The sequence below is a fragment of the Enterobacter sp. 18A13 genome (genome assembly GCF_007035975.1).
Lineage (GTDB): Bacteria > Pseudomonadota > Gammaproteobacteria > Enterobacterales > Enterobacteriaceae > Enterobacter > Enterobacter vonholyi.
Genome location: NZ_AP019634.1, coordinates 2,434,366 through 2,448,159 on the forward strand (window position 1 = coordinate 2,434,366; position 13,794 = coordinate 2,448,159).

Consider the following 13,794-nt stretch of genomic DNA (forward strand, 5'->3'; position numbering starts at 1 on the left):
AAAACATAGCCCATCAGCCCCGCCCGCGCCAACCGCTCGCCCTGTTTTACTGCGCTGTTTACTGCGGATTGACCTTCGCCAGGCTAAACCAGATCCCCACTGCCAGCAACAGCAGCATTCCGCCCGCGCTGCCCAGCGCCACGCTGTGGGACATAATAAACGCGCTTTTCGCCGCCTCAATCACCGGCTCAGCCAGATGCGGCGTCAGGTTCTGCGCCACCTTCATCGCTTCACCAATCGATGACGAGGCTTTGTCGACGAGCGAGGCGTTCAGCCCCTGCGGCAGCTCAATCGACGCCGAGAAGCTGCGGGTCAACAGCAGGCCAAAGATCGCAATCCCCAACCCGGCCCCCAGCTCATAGGACATGGTTTCAATCGCCCCTGCGGCGGCGGCTTTCTCCTTCGGCGCGGCAGCCATAATGGCGGAAGTCGAGGCCAGCAGCGCGCTGGCGGCACTGAAGCCGAGCAGCACCATCAGCCCCCACGCCTGCCACTGCTGCGTGCTGAAGTCGAGCGTCGACAGGCCGATAAAGCTGACGGCGCTAAGCCCCATGCCCCCCGCAGCGACAATGCGTAGCCCCAAACGCCCAACCAGCACGCCCGCGATCGGCCCGCTGAACCCGCTGGCGACCATCACCGGCAGCATAAACATGCCCGCTTCAAACGGCGTAAAGCCGTGAACAAACTGCAGCTCCTGGGCCATCAGCAGCTCAAACCCGACCAGGGCAATCATGGCGGTCATCGCCATCACCACGCCGCTCAGAATGATGCGGTGACAGAACAGGCGCATGTCGATCATCGGCACGCGGGCGCGCAGTTGAATACGCACGAAGATAAACAGCAGCACCGAGCCGGTCACCAGCGCGGAAGCTACCAGCCACGGCGACAGCGCGCCTTTTAGCGCGGTTTTGGCGCTGTAGACCAGCAGTAAAATCGCAACAATCAGCATGATGGCATGGCTGATATTCAGCGGCTGCTCCGGGCGTCCCTGCTGAGGAGGGACAAAACGCGCGGCCAGCGAAACCACCACCAGCACAATCGGCACGTTGATTAAAAACACCGATCCCCAGTAAAAATGCTCCAGCAGCATACCGCCGATCAGCGGGCCAAACGCCGCCCCGCCGGAACCGACCGCCGCCCAGACGCCGAGCGCGATGTTGCGATCTTTCGCGTCGGTAAACAGCGTGCGGATCCCCGCCAGAGTGGCAGGAATGATCATTGCAGCACCGATCGCCAGCGAGGCGCGCGCCGCGATCAGCCATCCTGCTGAAGGGGCAAACGCTGCCGCCAGCGACGACAGGCCAAACAGCGTGCTGCCAATCATGAGCAGTCGTTTAAAACCAATCCGGTCACCCAGGGCGCCCATCGGCAGCACCATACCCGCCATCACCAGCGAGTAGATATCGATGATCCACAATAATTCGTTACCGCTGGCGCCCAGCGTCATGCTCAATGTTGGCGCCGCCACGTGCAGCACCGTCGCGTCAATCGCGACCGGGATATACACCAGCACGATAATCACTAACGCTAACCACTGACGAAACATAAATTTCCTTTTCATTTTAAACCTGGACACATGTCCAGATTGCGATCCTACGTAAAGTTGAACGCGTGTCCAGCTTTTTGTTACACTCGTTTCGTTCCCATTGAGAGTGAGTAACGATGCGATATCTGAGCAAGGATGAACGGCGCGAAGCCATCTTACAGGCCGCCATGCGCGTGGCGCTGGCCGAAGGACTGGCGGCAATGACGGTACGCCGCGTTGCGGCTGAAGCCGGGGTTGCGACCGGACAGGTTCACCATCATTTTACCTCCGGCGGAGAGCTAAAATCGCTGGCCTTCGTACGGTTAATTCGCGAGCTGTTGGATGCGGATGTCGCGGGTAAACAGGCGGGATGGCGGGAGCAGCTTCATGCCATGCTCGGCAGCGATGACGGCAGGTTCGAGCCCTATATTCGCCTGTGGCGCGAAGCGCAGATCCTGGCCAGCCGCGATGCCGATATCAAAGGCGCCTATGTGATGACCATGGAGATGTGGCATCAGGAAACGGTGGCGCTGATCTGTGCGGGAACAGAGGCCGGGGTATTTCGTCCTGGCGATCGGGCGGAAAATATCGCCTGGCGCTTGATTGGTCTGGTATGCGGTCTTGACGGGATGTATATCTTAAACATGCCCGAAATGGATGAAACCGCGTTTAACAATCATCTGGATAAATTAATCACCCTCGAGTTATTTACTCCCCCGTCTCAGAAGTGAAGTTGTCGGGGGCCAACAGCCCCCTCTTTGCGCATTATTTCCCGGCCTGAGGATGTGTATCAAAGCCCGCCATTACCGCCGTTAGCTCCGCCAGGGAAAATCCGTGTTTTGCATCGTCAACGCCCAGTCCAAAGCGTTCCTGCATCAGCTGATAAAGCGCCTCGGCATCCGGCAAATGGATCTGCTCCTCCACATGGCCATTCTGCCAGTGGGTAAAGTTGAAGTTGGTCAGCGTCAGCTTGCCGCCGTCCGGCAGATGGCGACACATCAACAGATGATGACGGAAATGCGACTGCGGCCAGTGCGCCGACCAGAAATTCCCCATCACGTAATCGCTGAAATACTGCGTAGTCAGGTCAAACTGGTACATCGACTGCCAGTGCTCGTGCTGACGGAACTGCAGCACCCAGTCGTTGCCCTCGCTCAGCAGACGGTACAGCCCGTGCGGAGTCTCCTGTTCTTCATTAGCGAGCAGGCGAATCGGCGCCGTCAGCGTCTGGCCGCCAAACCCGACATCGGCTATCCAGCGCTCACCGTTAAGCTCAACCAGCAGCAGGCGATGCGTGCGCGGCGGCATTTGCGGCGGACTCGCTAATACCACGCGTCCCAGCACGCTGCGCACCGTAAATCCGACCTCACGCAATACGCGCTCGAACAGGCCGTTTTGCTCAAAGCAGTAGCCTCCGCGACGTGCGGTGACCAGCTTGTCAACGAGGCACCGATCGTCAAGCTGGATTTCGCGCGGCAGAACGACATCGATATTCTCAAAAGGGATCGCACAGTTGTGATGTAAATGCAGCGCGCGCAGGGTATCGATATCCACCCGTGTCGGCTGCGTACAGCCGATGCGGGCGAAATAGGCGGTCAGGAATGGGGACATGCATCAGTTTCCTTTAATTGTGATGTTCTGTTTATAAACTAATTTTACCCACTCACTTTGATTTACGTGCTTTTTCGCCATAATCATCGGTGTAGATGAGGAGATCCTATGAGCCACTTTCGCCCTGTTGAATTACGTCATGCCAGCCGTCTGCTGAACCACGGCCCTACTGTGCTTATCACCAGTCGGGATGAAAGCCTCGACAGACGTAACGTGATGGCCGCCGCATGGTCAATGCCCGTTGAGTTTGAACCGCCGCGCATCGCGATCGTCGTGGATAAAAGTACCTGGTCACGCGAGCTGATCGAGCGCAGCGGAAAGTTTGGCATCGTCATCCCCGGCGTGGCGGCGGCCAACTGGACATACGCGGTCGGTAGCGTCAGCGGGCGCGATGAAGACAAATTCAACTGCTACGGGATCCCGGTGGTGAACGGTCCTGAGCTTGGCCTGCCGATGATTGAAGAAAAATGTCTGGCGTGGATGGAGTGTCGGTTACTACCCGTCACCTCCGTGGCAGAAAAATACGATACGCTGTTTGGTGAAGTGGTTTCAGCGGCAGCCGATGAACGCGCGTTTGTCGCCGGACGCTGGCAGTTTGACGGGGATAAGCTTAATACCCTGCATCATCTTGGGGCCGGGACGTTTGTGGCGAGCGGGAAAATGGTGAAGGCGCTGGATTGAGAAAACCCTCCCCCAATTGGGAGAGGGTGACCGCATTACTTCGCACGACGCGCAATAATTTCATCCGCAACATTCCGCGGGGCTTCCGCAAAATGATGGAACTCCATCGTATACGTCGCGCGTCCCTGGGACATCGAGCGCAATGTCGTGGCATAGCCAAACATCTCTGCCAGCGGCACGTCAGCGCGAATAATCTGGCTTCCGTACTGCTCCGCCATCCCCTGCACCATACCGCGACGTGAAGAGAGATCGCCCATGATGTTACCGGCGTACTCTTCCGGTGTTTCCACCTCCACATGCATGATCGGCTCAAGGATCACCGGGTCCGCCCTGCGGGCGCCCTCTTTAAAGCCGAGGATCGCCGCCATGCGGAACGCCATCTCCGAGGAGTCAACGTCATGATACGAGCCAAACGTCAGCGTCGCTTTGACGTCTACAACCGGATAGCCGGCCAGCACGCCGCTGTTCATCGCTTCCCGCAGCCCTTTCTCAACGGACGGAATAAACTCGCGCGGAACCACGCCGCCCTTAGTGGCATCTTCAAATTTAAAACCACTTCCAGGCTCCAGCGGCTCCAGGCTCAGCACCACATGGCCGTACTGCCCTTTGCCGCCGGACTGACGGACAAATTTGCCTTCGATATCCTTCACCGTTTTACGCAGGGTTTCACGGTAGGTTACCTGTGGGCGGCCAATGTTCGCCTCGACGCCAAACTCACGCTTCATGCGGTCGACGATGATCTCAAGATGTAGCTCACCCATCCCGGAGATAATGGTCTGGCCGGACTCTTCGTCAGTATGCAGGCGGAAAGACGGATCTTCCGCCGCCAGACGCTGCAGCGCGATCCCCATTTTCTCCTGATCGCCTTTGGTTTTCGGCTCAATCGCCAGCGAAATCACCGGATCCGGGAACTCCATGCGCTCAAGCGTAATGACGGCGTTCGGATCGGTGAGCGTGTCACCGGTGGTCACATCCTTCAGCCCAACGCAGGCCGCGATGTCTCCGGCGCGCAGTTCGTCCACCTCGTGACGATCGTTGGCATGCATCAGCACGATACGCCCGATACGCTCTTTCTTCCCTTTCACCGGGTTATACACCGCGTCGCCTTTACGCAGCACGCCCGAGTACACGCGGATAAAGGTCAGCTGACCAACGTACGGGTCGCTCATCAGCTTGAACGCCAGGGCCGAGAACGGCTCATCATCGCTCGGATGACGCTCCGCGTGCTGCCCTTTTTCATCCACGCCATCAATGGCCGGCACGTCCAGCGGCGACGGCATAAGCTCAATCACCGCATCGAGCATGCGCTGCACGCCTTTATTTTTGAACGCGCTGCCGCACAGCATCGGCTGGATTTCGCCCGAGATAGTGCGAATACGCAACCCTTTGATGATTTCCGCTTCCGTCAGGTCGCCGGTTTCCAGGTACTTATCCATCAGTTCATCGCTGGCTTCCGCAGCCGCAGAGACCATTTTTTCACGCCACTCCTGGGCGGTGCTGACTAAATCATCCGGCACGGGCGCATAGGTAAACACCATGCCCTGCGTCGCATCGTCCCACAGAATAGTGCGCATCTTGATGAGATCCACCACGCCGGTGAAACGATCTTCTGCGCCTACCGGGATGACAATCGGCACCGGATTGGCCTTCAGGCGTTCCTGCATCATCCGCACGACGCGGAAGAAATCGGCACCCGGACGGTCCATTTTGTTAACGAAGGCCAGACGCGGAACGTGATATTTATTGGCCTGACGCCAGACGGTTTCCGACTGAGGCTGCACGCCGCCCACGGAGTCATACACCATCACGGCGCCGTCGAGCACGCGCATGGAACGTTCCACCTCAATGGTGAAATCCACGTGCCCCGGTGTGTCGATGATGTTGATCCGGTGCGGTTCATATCCTCTGTCCATACCCGGCCAGAAGCAGCTGACGGCCGCCGAGGTAATCGTGATCCCGCGCTCTTGCTCCTGCGCCATCCAGTCTGTGGTTGCCGCGCCATCGTGTACTTCACCCAGCTTGTGGCTCATCCCGGTATAAAACAGGATGCGCTCAGTGGTGGTGGTTTTACCGGCATCGATATGCGCGGAGATACCGATGTTGCGATAACGTTCGAGAGGGATGGGTCGGGGCATGATATTTCCTTAAGTCTTATGACTTGTTTGTGACGACCAGGATGGTCGTGCATTCGTTCGTTTGCTATAATAGTCCTATTGTACGAGTATTATCGAACTATTTTTTAATGGTTGACCTATTGTTGATATAGCTCAATCTGACGCCATACGCAGGAAAACGATGATCCCAAACCACCCTGAAACTGAACAAATATTGCTGGAAAATGTGCTGTTTGCCCTCGGCAATCCGCTCCGGCTGTCGATTATTCGCCGGCTCGCCGATGGCAGCGAACTCAGCTGTAACGCGCTGCGTCCGGAAGACGTGGTGAAGTCCACGATGACACACCACTGGCGCGTTCTGCGCGACAGCGGCGTTATCTGGCAGCGCCCGCAGGGGCGGGAGAACATGATTTCGTTGCGAAGAGAGGATCTGGATGCCCGTTTTCCAGGGCTGATGGAGATACTTTTACAGGCCAAATCATAAGGACATGCCTGTTTTTTCCTGAAAAATGCCCCGTACATATTTGAGGGGGGCATTACGTCAGCGAAGGGATTTATCTAACCTGCATACGATATTCAATCATTCCACTTTTCTTCGCAATCCAGTCGTACAATCGTTGCCCGCGATAATTGGCTTCATGCGTATGCCAGTAAAGGTGGCTGGCGTGATGTTTTCTCGCTTCTCTCTGAACATATTCTATTAGCTGTTTGCCAATGTGTTTGCCCCTTACGGCTTCGCAGACGTATAAATCTTCGAGGTAGCAGTAATCGCTCTCAGCCCAGGTCGAGCGGTGAAAAAGATAATGCGCAAAACCCACTATGTCTCCATTACATCGTGCTACCACGCAGAATAGCGGCTCAACGGGGCTGAAAAATCGCTGCCAGGTTCGTTGAGTGACGGCCCCAGAGAGGTCGACATTATAAAATTCCTGGTATTTACTCCACAGTGGCATCCAGCTTTCAAAATCATGTTCTTTAACTGCCTCAATTGTCACGCTCGTATTATTCATATTGCCTCTTTGGTCACCCGTTTATTCGTTTCAGGAAGAGTGTATTCGCTGAATGGCACGTTTTGCCCCGCCAATTTTCATCATGAAGGCAGACCAATTTTTCATCCTGCTACAGGCACTATTGCTTTAGAATCAAGAGACGCAGAGGAAAAGTGGACAACGTAATGTTTAAGCACGCGCAGCTAGAAACGGTTAAGGCATGGATTATCGACCCCGCTAACGGATCGCTACCGCTTCATGAAAGGATCCAGAGAGCAATACGGACGCTAATACTGGAAGGGGTATTATCTCACGGTAAGGCCCTTCCTGCCTCACGCGCTCTGGCGGCTTCTCTCAGCGTTTCCCGGGATACCATAGAAGCGGCCTACTCCAGCCTGCATGCCGAAGGTTTTATTGAGAGACAAACAGGCAGAGGGAGCTTCGTCTCTTCCAGCGCGCGTTTTTTAAAACCTCGTCCCCGGCAGCATCAGCCAACCGCTGAGATACGAAAAGCAAAACTCAGCGTCCGTGGAAAGGTCATCTATGAAAGCGGCGGGATCCGCGAATTTTCCTCCCCTCGCCCCCTTGCGCCCGGCATTCCTGAAACCCGCATGTTTCCCATTTCGATCTGGGAGCGTCTTCAGCGACAGGTGCTGAAGGAGTTTCAGCACCAGGCGTTAGAGCAAAGTCCACCCCAGGGTATAGAGCGCCTGCGACGGGCAATTGCGGAATACGTCAATCTTGAGCGCGGGACGCGCGCGAGGGCGGAACAGGTCATCGTTCTGACAAGTTCTCAACAGGCGCTCGCGCTCTGTTCCCACGCGCTGATGGACGCCGGTGATGGCATTGTCATTGAAGATCCCTCCTATCAAGGGGCACACAAAGCGTTCAACGCTGCAGGGCTTCGCTGTATTCCGGTTCCTCTTGATGAAAAAGGCATCTCGGTTGACGGGCTTAATTCTCTGACCGAGCCAGCCAGGGCGATCTACCTGACGCCTTCTCATCAATACCCTACCGGGGTGACGCTCTCTCTTGACCGACGACTGGCAGTTATTAAATGGGCAAACCGTTACGGAGCCTGGATCATTGAGGATGACTATGACAGTGAGTTTCACTACGAAGGCAAGCCTATGGCCAGTCTTCAGGGGCTTGATACGTACAACCGGACAATTTATATAGGCACGTTCACCAAGTCTCTGTTCCCTGGGCTACGTATTGCCTACACGATCGTCCCCTCAGAACTGATAGAGCCCTTTACCATGGCGAGGACGTTAATGGATGGCCACACCGCCTCAATAACCCAGCTGACGCTGGCTAAATTTCTGGAGGGGGGCCATTTTGGCGCCTATGTTCGTAAGATGCGGAGTATTTACGTTGCTCGTCGAGACGCGCTGGCAAGTATGATGGACGAATATCTCTCCGAATATGTTACCTGTGAAACGCCTGCGGGCGGAATGCAAATGCCTTGTCACCTGAAGCACGGAATATCCGAGAAAGAGATAGCCACCGCCGCCCGCCGCGCGGGTGTTGATATGCTTGGGCTTACCGATTTATATGCAGGTCCCCCCGCGTCCACCGGTTTTTTGATGGGATTTGCAGCTTACACGGAAAGGGAAATAGAAGACGCTGTGAAAAAACTGGCCGCAATTTTCCATCATGTTTGATGCCGTCGACGGGTAAGAGACTGACACTCATTCCGGGCGAGCAAGGCTATAGGCTGGGATCCGCCGGGTTGTTTTGGTGAGCGTATCAAACACCTCGGCGTTGGACGTCACTATCCGCATCCCCGTTTTGCGTAATCTCTGCACATCGGCCGCGATGCGCTGAATGCCAAACCAGAAAAGTCCGTCGAGCGCGGTTACAGACAGCCCGTTTTCCAGCGCCAGCTTGAGGCGTTCCTTTGGGGCTTTAACCTGCTGGGCAATTTGCCGGTAAGGCAGTTCGTTACATCCTGTTGCGTCACTACGATGGATACGCGTTTTCAGCTGATAGGTAAACTCGTCAGGTATGCCGTCCAGATCCCTTTTAAGGCTATAGACGCAGCCAAAGCGCTTGCCGTTAAACAGAACATTTTTCTGACTGAGCTGAAGCTCTTTTCTGACAGCGTCAATCAGCTGGGGCGCGCGGGTGAGGAGCAGCCTGAACGGCAGCTCGAAGCTGGTGACAAAATCCACATTAAGCAGCGCGAGACGCAGACGATCCTCCGCACCGGACTGTTGCTCACGGCACTCCTCCAGCACCTCCGCCCACTGGCGCGTCAGGCGCTCCGGTTCGGCGGCTTCGGTCAGGAGATATTTTTCAATCTGATAATCAACTCTTCCGGTCATCGTGTGGTATCCCGTCGCTGTGGCTGCGGTAATTCTATACAGCGCGGTGAGTTTTATAAAGGACTGAACCGCAGCGACAATCTGTAAATGTCGTTGCGATTCAGTATCCTGACATTTCGGATCAGTGCGCCATAATCCAGCCCATCAGCAGCGTGGCGAAAATCACCGTCGACGCGCCGCCGATGCGGGTGGCGATCTGCGCGAACGGCATGAGCGACATCCGGTTAGACGCGGACAAAATGGCCACGTCCCCCGTTCCGCCCAGCCCGCTGTGGCAGCAGGTCACAATGGCCGCTTCCACAGGATACATATTCAGACGCGACGCAATAACGTAGCCGCTCAGCGCCATCGCAATCACAACCGAACCGCATACCACCACGTATCCCACCGAGAAGACCGACACCACGCTCTCAAGCGGCACGTATAACATCCCGAGGCCGATCATCAGCGGCCAGACCAGCGCAGCCGAGACGAATTTATAGCAGCTATGCGCGCCCTGCTCCATTGAGGCCGGGATCACCCTGAAGTATTTACACAGAACGGCAATCAGGATCATCAGCACCGGGCCGGGAATGTGCACCAGTTTTTCAAACAGTCCGCCGACGATGAAAAACGCGCACACCATCAGTAACCCGCCGCCCATCAGATGAAAATCCGTCTGCTGCGTGCTTTGCGCCCCGGCAAACAGGCTGGCGTCGTCTTTACTCCGCGTGAGCATGCCATTTCCCGAAAGCGCACGACGTTTCGCGCCGAGTCGCGCCAGCGAGCCCGCACAAATAATGGCGAAGATATTCCCAACGACCGCAGCGGGTGCAAGCTGCGCAACGTAGACGTCCGGCGTCTGCCCCAGTATTGCCGAATAGGCCAGGGACAGCGGCAAAATCCCCTCGCCGATCCCGCCGCCAATGATGGGCACAATGATGAAGAAGAAGGTGTGGTAAGGCGTATAACCAAACAGTGAACCCACAATGAGGCCGCTCAGCACGGCCATGCATGTTCCCGCCACCAGCGGAACAAACATGCGCATCATCCCCTGGATCAGCAGCACCCGATTCATCCCCAGAATGCTGCCGACTACCAGGCAGGCGATGACGAAATAGAGCAGATTCGCCTCTTTCATCAGCAGATGCACGGTATCAAGGGTATGTTTCCCGAATACGCCAAAATAGACCAGCACGGAGGGGACCATCAGGCACAGGATCGCCGGGCCGCCGATATCTTTGAGTACCGGGATTTGACGCCCCACTTTGGCAAACGCGAAACCGAGGGTCATGATGACCGCGAGACCACCTATCATATTTTTCGGCAGCAGCCCTGCCCAGGCGGACGTCGCCACAATGGCGGCAATCCCGACGAACAGCATCAACGGGACCGTGCCCACCTCGGTATTGTTGAGCCCAAAGGCGAAACGCGAGGTAGACAGCTCAGAAGTCGGTACAGGATTATCTTTCATATAATCACCTGAAAATTGTGTTCGGATATACAGAGAAAGGAATAAACTGGAGCTATTCCTGATACGAATAAATGTTTTTAAATATAAATAATGACTTAGATGGCCTTTTCTTAAACCAGGCTCAATATGAAATTATCACGAGCCTGCCGGGAGAAATGTGAACAATACGGCCCTTTATCTTTAAATAACTTAATTCATCATTAAGTAACTAAAGTTATTTATGATGACCAGCATCGCTTTCTTGCGCCTTATCAATATTTGACGAAAGTATTAGTTATTCAACTAATGCAATCTTTTTGAAATTAATTAAACCAGAGAGAGTGTGACCCTTGTCACTCCTGCCCTGTTTTCTAAGCGCTAGATTAGCGCTGCAATAAAACACATAAAATACCCTACAGGAAATACTATGCCTTCATTACTATTACAGTCACTGTTTCCGCTCGTCTTTATAATGTTACTTGGATGGCTAAGTGGAAAGCTGGGATATTCCCGGCGTGAAGATGCAAACGTCATGGCAACCGTGGTGATTCGTTTCGCCCTTCCTTTCCATCTTTTTATCGGTGCATTGCATACCGATCCCAATAAAATTAAGAACCTGACCTTTATGGCCGTTTTAGTTGTCGGTTTAATGGGGTCGTATTTACTGACGCTATTTATTTCGCGCTACGTTTTTCGCCACGATATCAAAACCAGCGCCATTCAGTCTCTGGTTTGCGCCTTTCCCGATATGGCCTACTTTGGCGCTCCGGTCCTGGCGGTCTTGATTGGGCCGGAAGGATTTATCGGCGTGCTGATTGGCAATATTATTACCAGCGTTATCATGATCCCTCTGACTATCGTCCTGATTCGTATGGGTGATAAAAACGGTCATGACGGCCTGGAGGCGCTGCACCCGGGGGCGATGATCGTGCAAAACCTCATCAAGGCGGCACGCAATCCTATCGTCTGGATCCCGGTCTCCGGCGTATTGCTCAGTCTGGCCGGCGTGCAAATCCCTGCTATTCTCAGCATGCCTATTGAGATGGTTGGCAAAGTTTCAGGCGGACTGTCCCTGTTTGCCCTCGGCCTGCTGTTTTACGGCGAACGTCCAAAACTGAACGTGCAGACATTTACCAATATCAGTATTAAAAACTTAATTCAGCCAGCAATGATGGCCGCCGCCGGGCTCGCCTTTGGCCTGAGCCATACCTTACTACAGCAGGTCGTAATTATTGGCGCAACACCTTCCGCGATTGCGGCGGGGATGTTTGCGTTGCGCAGCGATACCTATATTGATACCGCATCCTCTTCCATATTAATTGGCACGGCCATCGGGGTCGTGACCGAAGGCATCATGATTTATTTAATCTCTTAATCTGTTTTGTTAAAAAAATTCAGGAGTTAACCATGTCCCGGAAAGAAGTTCTGTACACCCCCTATAACGGTGCCGTATTGCTGGAAAACCCGCTACTAAATAAAGGCCTCGCATTTATTAAAGAAGAGCGTGATAATTTTAATCTGCATGGATTATTGCCGCATAACGTTGAAACCATTGAAGAGCAAACCGAGCGCGCCTGGGTGCAGTTCTGCCATTTTAAAAGCGATATTTCGCGTCATGTTTACCTGCGAAATATTCAGGACACCAATGAAACTCTCTTTTATAACCTCTTGCGTTCGCATCTGAAAGAGACGTTACCGATTATCTATACCCCGACGGTCGGTGAAGCCTGCGAGCATTTCTCCACGATTTATCGACGCGCGCGCGGCCTGTTTATTTCATGGCCTAACCGCCATCGTATTGATGAGATGCTGCAAAGCTTTTCGCGTAACGACGTTCGCGTGATAGTGGTAACGGACGGGGAACGTATTTTAGGGCTTGGCGATCAGGGTATCGGCGGAATGGGCATTCCAATTGGTAAGCTTTCGCTTTATACCGCCTGCGGAGGGATCCACCCGGCCTCCACTCTCCCGATTATGCTGGATGTCGGCACCAATAATCAGCAACATCTCGACGACCCGATGTACATGGGCTGGCGCCACCCGCGCATCAGCGACGACCAGTACGCTGAGTTTATGGATATGTTTGTCAGCACCGTTAAAGCGCGCTGGCCCAACGTTCTCCTGCAGTTTGAAGACTTTGCGCAGAAAAACGCCACGCGACTTCTCCAGCGCTACCGCAACCAGCTGTGCTGTTTCAATGATGACATCCAGGGCACGGCAGCCATCACCGCCGGTACGCTGATGGCTGCGGCCCATGCCGCGGGTACGCGCATTCGCGATCAGCGCGTGGTCTTTTTGGGCAGCGGCTCTGCCGGGTGCGGGATCGCTGAAAAAATTGTGGCGCTGATGGTGGACGACGGCCTGACCGAGTCCGAAGCCCGCAGCCGGATCTTTATGGTCGATCGCTTCGGCCTGCTGACCGACGACATGACAAACCTGCTCGATTTCCAGAAAAACCTGCTTACCGCGCGCGATGCCGTTTGCAGCTGGCAGGTGGACGCGAAGAATATTTCCCTTCTGGACGTGGTGAAGAACGCGCATCCCACGGTGATGATCGGCGTTTCAGGCCAGCCTGGGCTGTTCAGCGAAGAGATCGTCAAAGAGATGCATCGCCATTGTCCGCGCCCCATCATCATGCCGCTCTCGAACCCGACCTCGCGGGCGGAAGCCCAGCCGCAGGACCTTATCGCCTGGACACAGGGTGCCGCGCTGGTGGCCACCGGCAGCCCGTTCGCTCCGGTATTCTGGGAGAATACGCACTACGAGATCGCCCAGTGTAACAACGCCTATATTTTCCCTGGTCTGGGGCTTGGCGTGCTGGCCTGCAACGCGCGCCGGGTGACGGAAGAGATGCTGATGGCAGCAAGCCGCAGCCTGGCCGCACAGTCTCCACTGGTGACCACGGAAAGAGGCGGACTGCTGCCGCCGGTAGATCAGATTGAAACGGTTTCACGCCAGATTGCCGTCGCCGTCGCCCGGGCCGCCATTGAACAAGGCGTGGCGCCGTCTTTAGATGATGAAACCCTGATGGCGCGCATTGAGAAGACCTGGTGGCAGGCAGACTATGCGCCGTACCGCCGTTCTGCGCTGTAGCGCTGGTCATGCCCTCACCGCA

Annotated in this window: 12 protein-coding genes; 6 read left to right on the forward strand and 6 right to left on the reverse strand. The window is 55.1% G+C overall.

Features of this window, described 5'->3' with window-relative positions; genetic code table 11:
* Positions 1-58: 58 nt before the first annotated feature.
* Entirely contained in the window at positions 59-1,546 is a 1,488-nt protein-coding gene (locus FOY93_RS11885; RefSeq protein ID WP_143345173.1) for an MFS transporter, read from the reverse strand.
* 116 nt (positions 1,547-1,662) lie between these two features.
* Between FOY93_RS11885 and FOY93_RS11890 the strand changes: the two genes are divergently transcribed.
* Positions 1,663-2,256, forward strand: a complete 594-nt coding sequence (locus FOY93_RS11890) for a TetR family transcriptional regulator (RefSeq protein ID WP_127731041.1) — start codon at positions 1,663-1,665, stop codon at positions 2,254-2,256.
* 34 nt (positions 2,257-2,290) lie between these two features.
* Here FOY93_RS11890 and nhoA read toward each other — a convergent pair whose 3' ends face one another.
* Positions 2,291-3,136: an N-hydroxyarylamine O-acetyltransferase gene (gene nhoA, locus FOY93_RS11895; RefSeq protein ID WP_143345174.1), complete on the reverse strand. Its 846-nt coding sequence runs from the start codon at positions 3,134-3,136 to the stop codon at positions 2,291-2,293.
* A 108-nt stretch (positions 3,137-3,244) separates the two neighbouring features.
* Between nhoA and FOY93_RS11900 the strand changes: the two genes are divergently transcribed.
* Entirely contained in the window at positions 3,245-3,817 is a 573-nt protein-coding gene (locus FOY93_RS11900; protein WP_133294502.1) for a flavin reductase family protein, read from the forward strand.
* 35 nt (positions 3,818-3,852) lie between these two features.
* Here FOY93_RS11900 and fusA read toward each other — a convergent pair whose 3' ends face one another.
* Complete coding sequence (gene fusA, locus FOY93_RS11905) at positions 3,853-5,952, reverse strand: elongation factor G (RefSeq protein WP_133294503.1); 2,100 nt, start codon at positions 5,950-5,952, stop codon at positions 3,853-3,855.
* Between the two features lie 160 nt (positions 5,953-6,112).
* On the opposite strand from fusA, the gene FOY93_RS11910 reads away from it, so the two are divergent.
* Positions 6,113-6,415, forward strand: a complete 303-nt coding sequence (locus FOY93_RS11910; RefSeq protein ID WP_045354132.1) for an ArsR/SmtB family transcription factor — start codon at positions 6,113-6,115, stop codon at positions 6,413-6,415.
* 70 nt (positions 6,416-6,485) lie between these two features.
* Here FOY93_RS11910 and FOY93_RS11915 read toward each other — a convergent pair whose 3' ends face one another.
* Complete coding sequence (locus tag FOY93_RS11915) at positions 6,486-6,941, reverse strand: GNAT family N-acetyltransferase (protein WP_047651034.1); 456 nt, start codon at positions 6,939-6,941, stop codon at positions 6,486-6,488.
* Positions 6,942-7,105: 164 nt separating this feature from the next.
* Here FOY93_RS11915 and pdxR point away from each other — a divergent pair, with 164 nt between their 5' ends.
* Complete coding sequence (pdxR, locus tag FOY93_RS11920; protein WP_133294504.1) at positions 7,106-8,584, forward strand: MocR-like pyridoxine biosynthesis transcription factor PdxR; 1,479 nt, start codon at positions 7,106-7,108, stop codon at positions 8,582-8,584.
* 27 nt (positions 8,585-8,611) lie between these two features.
* Here pdxR and FOY93_RS11925 read toward each other — a convergent pair whose 3' ends face one another.
* Positions 8,612-9,247: an ECs1377 family protein gene (locus tag FOY93_RS11925; protein WP_143345175.1), complete on the reverse strand. Its 636-nt coding sequence runs from the start codon at positions 9,245-9,247 to the stop codon at positions 8,612-8,614.
* 121 nt (positions 9,248-9,368) lie between these two features.
* Positions 9,369-10,700 carry a 2-hydroxycarboxylate transporter family protein gene (locus FOY93_RS11930; RefSeq protein ID WP_143345176.1) on the reverse strand — a complete coding sequence of 444 codons (1,332 nt, stop codon included), beginning with the start codon at positions 10,698-10,700 and terminating at the stop codon, positions 9,369-9,371.
* A gap of 406 nt (positions 10,701-11,106) precedes the next feature.
* Between FOY93_RS11930 and FOY93_RS11935 the strand changes: the two genes are divergently transcribed.
* Complete coding sequence (locus FOY93_RS11935; protein ID WP_143345177.1) at positions 11,107-12,054, forward strand: AEC family transporter; 948 nt, start codon at positions 11,107-11,109, stop codon at positions 12,052-12,054.
* Between the two features lie 32 nt (positions 12,055-12,086).
* Positions 12,087-13,772, forward strand: a complete 1,686-nt coding sequence (locus tag FOY93_RS11940) for an NAD-dependent malic enzyme (protein ID WP_136194929.1) — start codon at positions 12,087-12,089, stop codon at positions 13,770-13,772.
* The last annotated feature ends 22 nt before the right edge of the window (positions 13,773-13,794 follow it).

Excerpts from the sequence above, each read along its gene's own strand:
- nhoA (WP_143345174.1), bottom strand. The coding sequence starts at position 3,136 with ATGTCCCCATTCCTGACCGCCTATTTCGCCCGCATCGGCTGTACGCAG.
- FOY93_RS11930 (WP_143345176.1), bottom strand. The coding sequence starts at position 10,700 with ATGAAAGATAATCCTGTACCGACTTCTGAGCTGTCTACCTCGCGTTTC.
- FOY93_RS11925 (WP_143345175.1), bottom strand. The coding sequence starts at position 9,247 with ATGACCGGAAGAGTTGATTATCAGATTGAAAAATATCTCCTGACCGAA.
- FOY93_RS11940 (WP_136194929.1), top strand. The coding sequence starts at position 12,087 with ATGTCCCGGAAAGAAGTTCTGTACACCCCCTATAACGGTGCCGTATTG.
- FOY93_RS11890 (WP_127731041.1), top strand. The coding sequence starts at position 1,663 with ATGCGATATCTGAGCAAGGATGAACGGCGCGAAGCCATCTTACAGGCC.
- fusA (WP_133294503.1), bottom strand. The coding sequence starts at position 5,952 with ATGCCCCGACCCATCCCTCTCGAACGTTATCGCAACATCGGTATCTCC.
- FOY93_RS11885 (WP_143345173.1), bottom strand. The coding sequence starts at position 1,546 with ATGTTTCGTCAGTGGTTAGCGTTAGTGATTATCGTGCTGGTGTATATC.
- FOY93_RS11935 (WP_143345177.1), top strand. The coding sequence starts at position 11,107 with ATGCCTTCATTACTATTACAGTCACTGTTTCCGCTCGTCTTTATAATG.
- FOY93_RS11900 (WP_133294502.1), top strand. The coding sequence starts at position 3,245 with ATGAGCCACTTTCGCCCTGTTGAATTACGTCATGCCAGCCGTCTGCTG.
- pdxR (WP_133294504.1), top strand. The coding sequence starts at position 7,106 with ATGTTTAAGCACGCGCAGCTAGAAACGGTTAAGGCATGGATTATCGAC.
- FOY93_RS11910 (WP_045354132.1), top strand. The coding sequence starts at position 6,113 with ATGATCCCAAACCACCCTGAAACTGAACAAATATTGCTGGAAAATGTG.
- FOY93_RS11915 (WP_047651034.1), bottom strand. The coding sequence starts at position 6,941 with ATGAATAATACGAGCGTGACAATTGAGGCAGTTAAAGAACATGATTTT.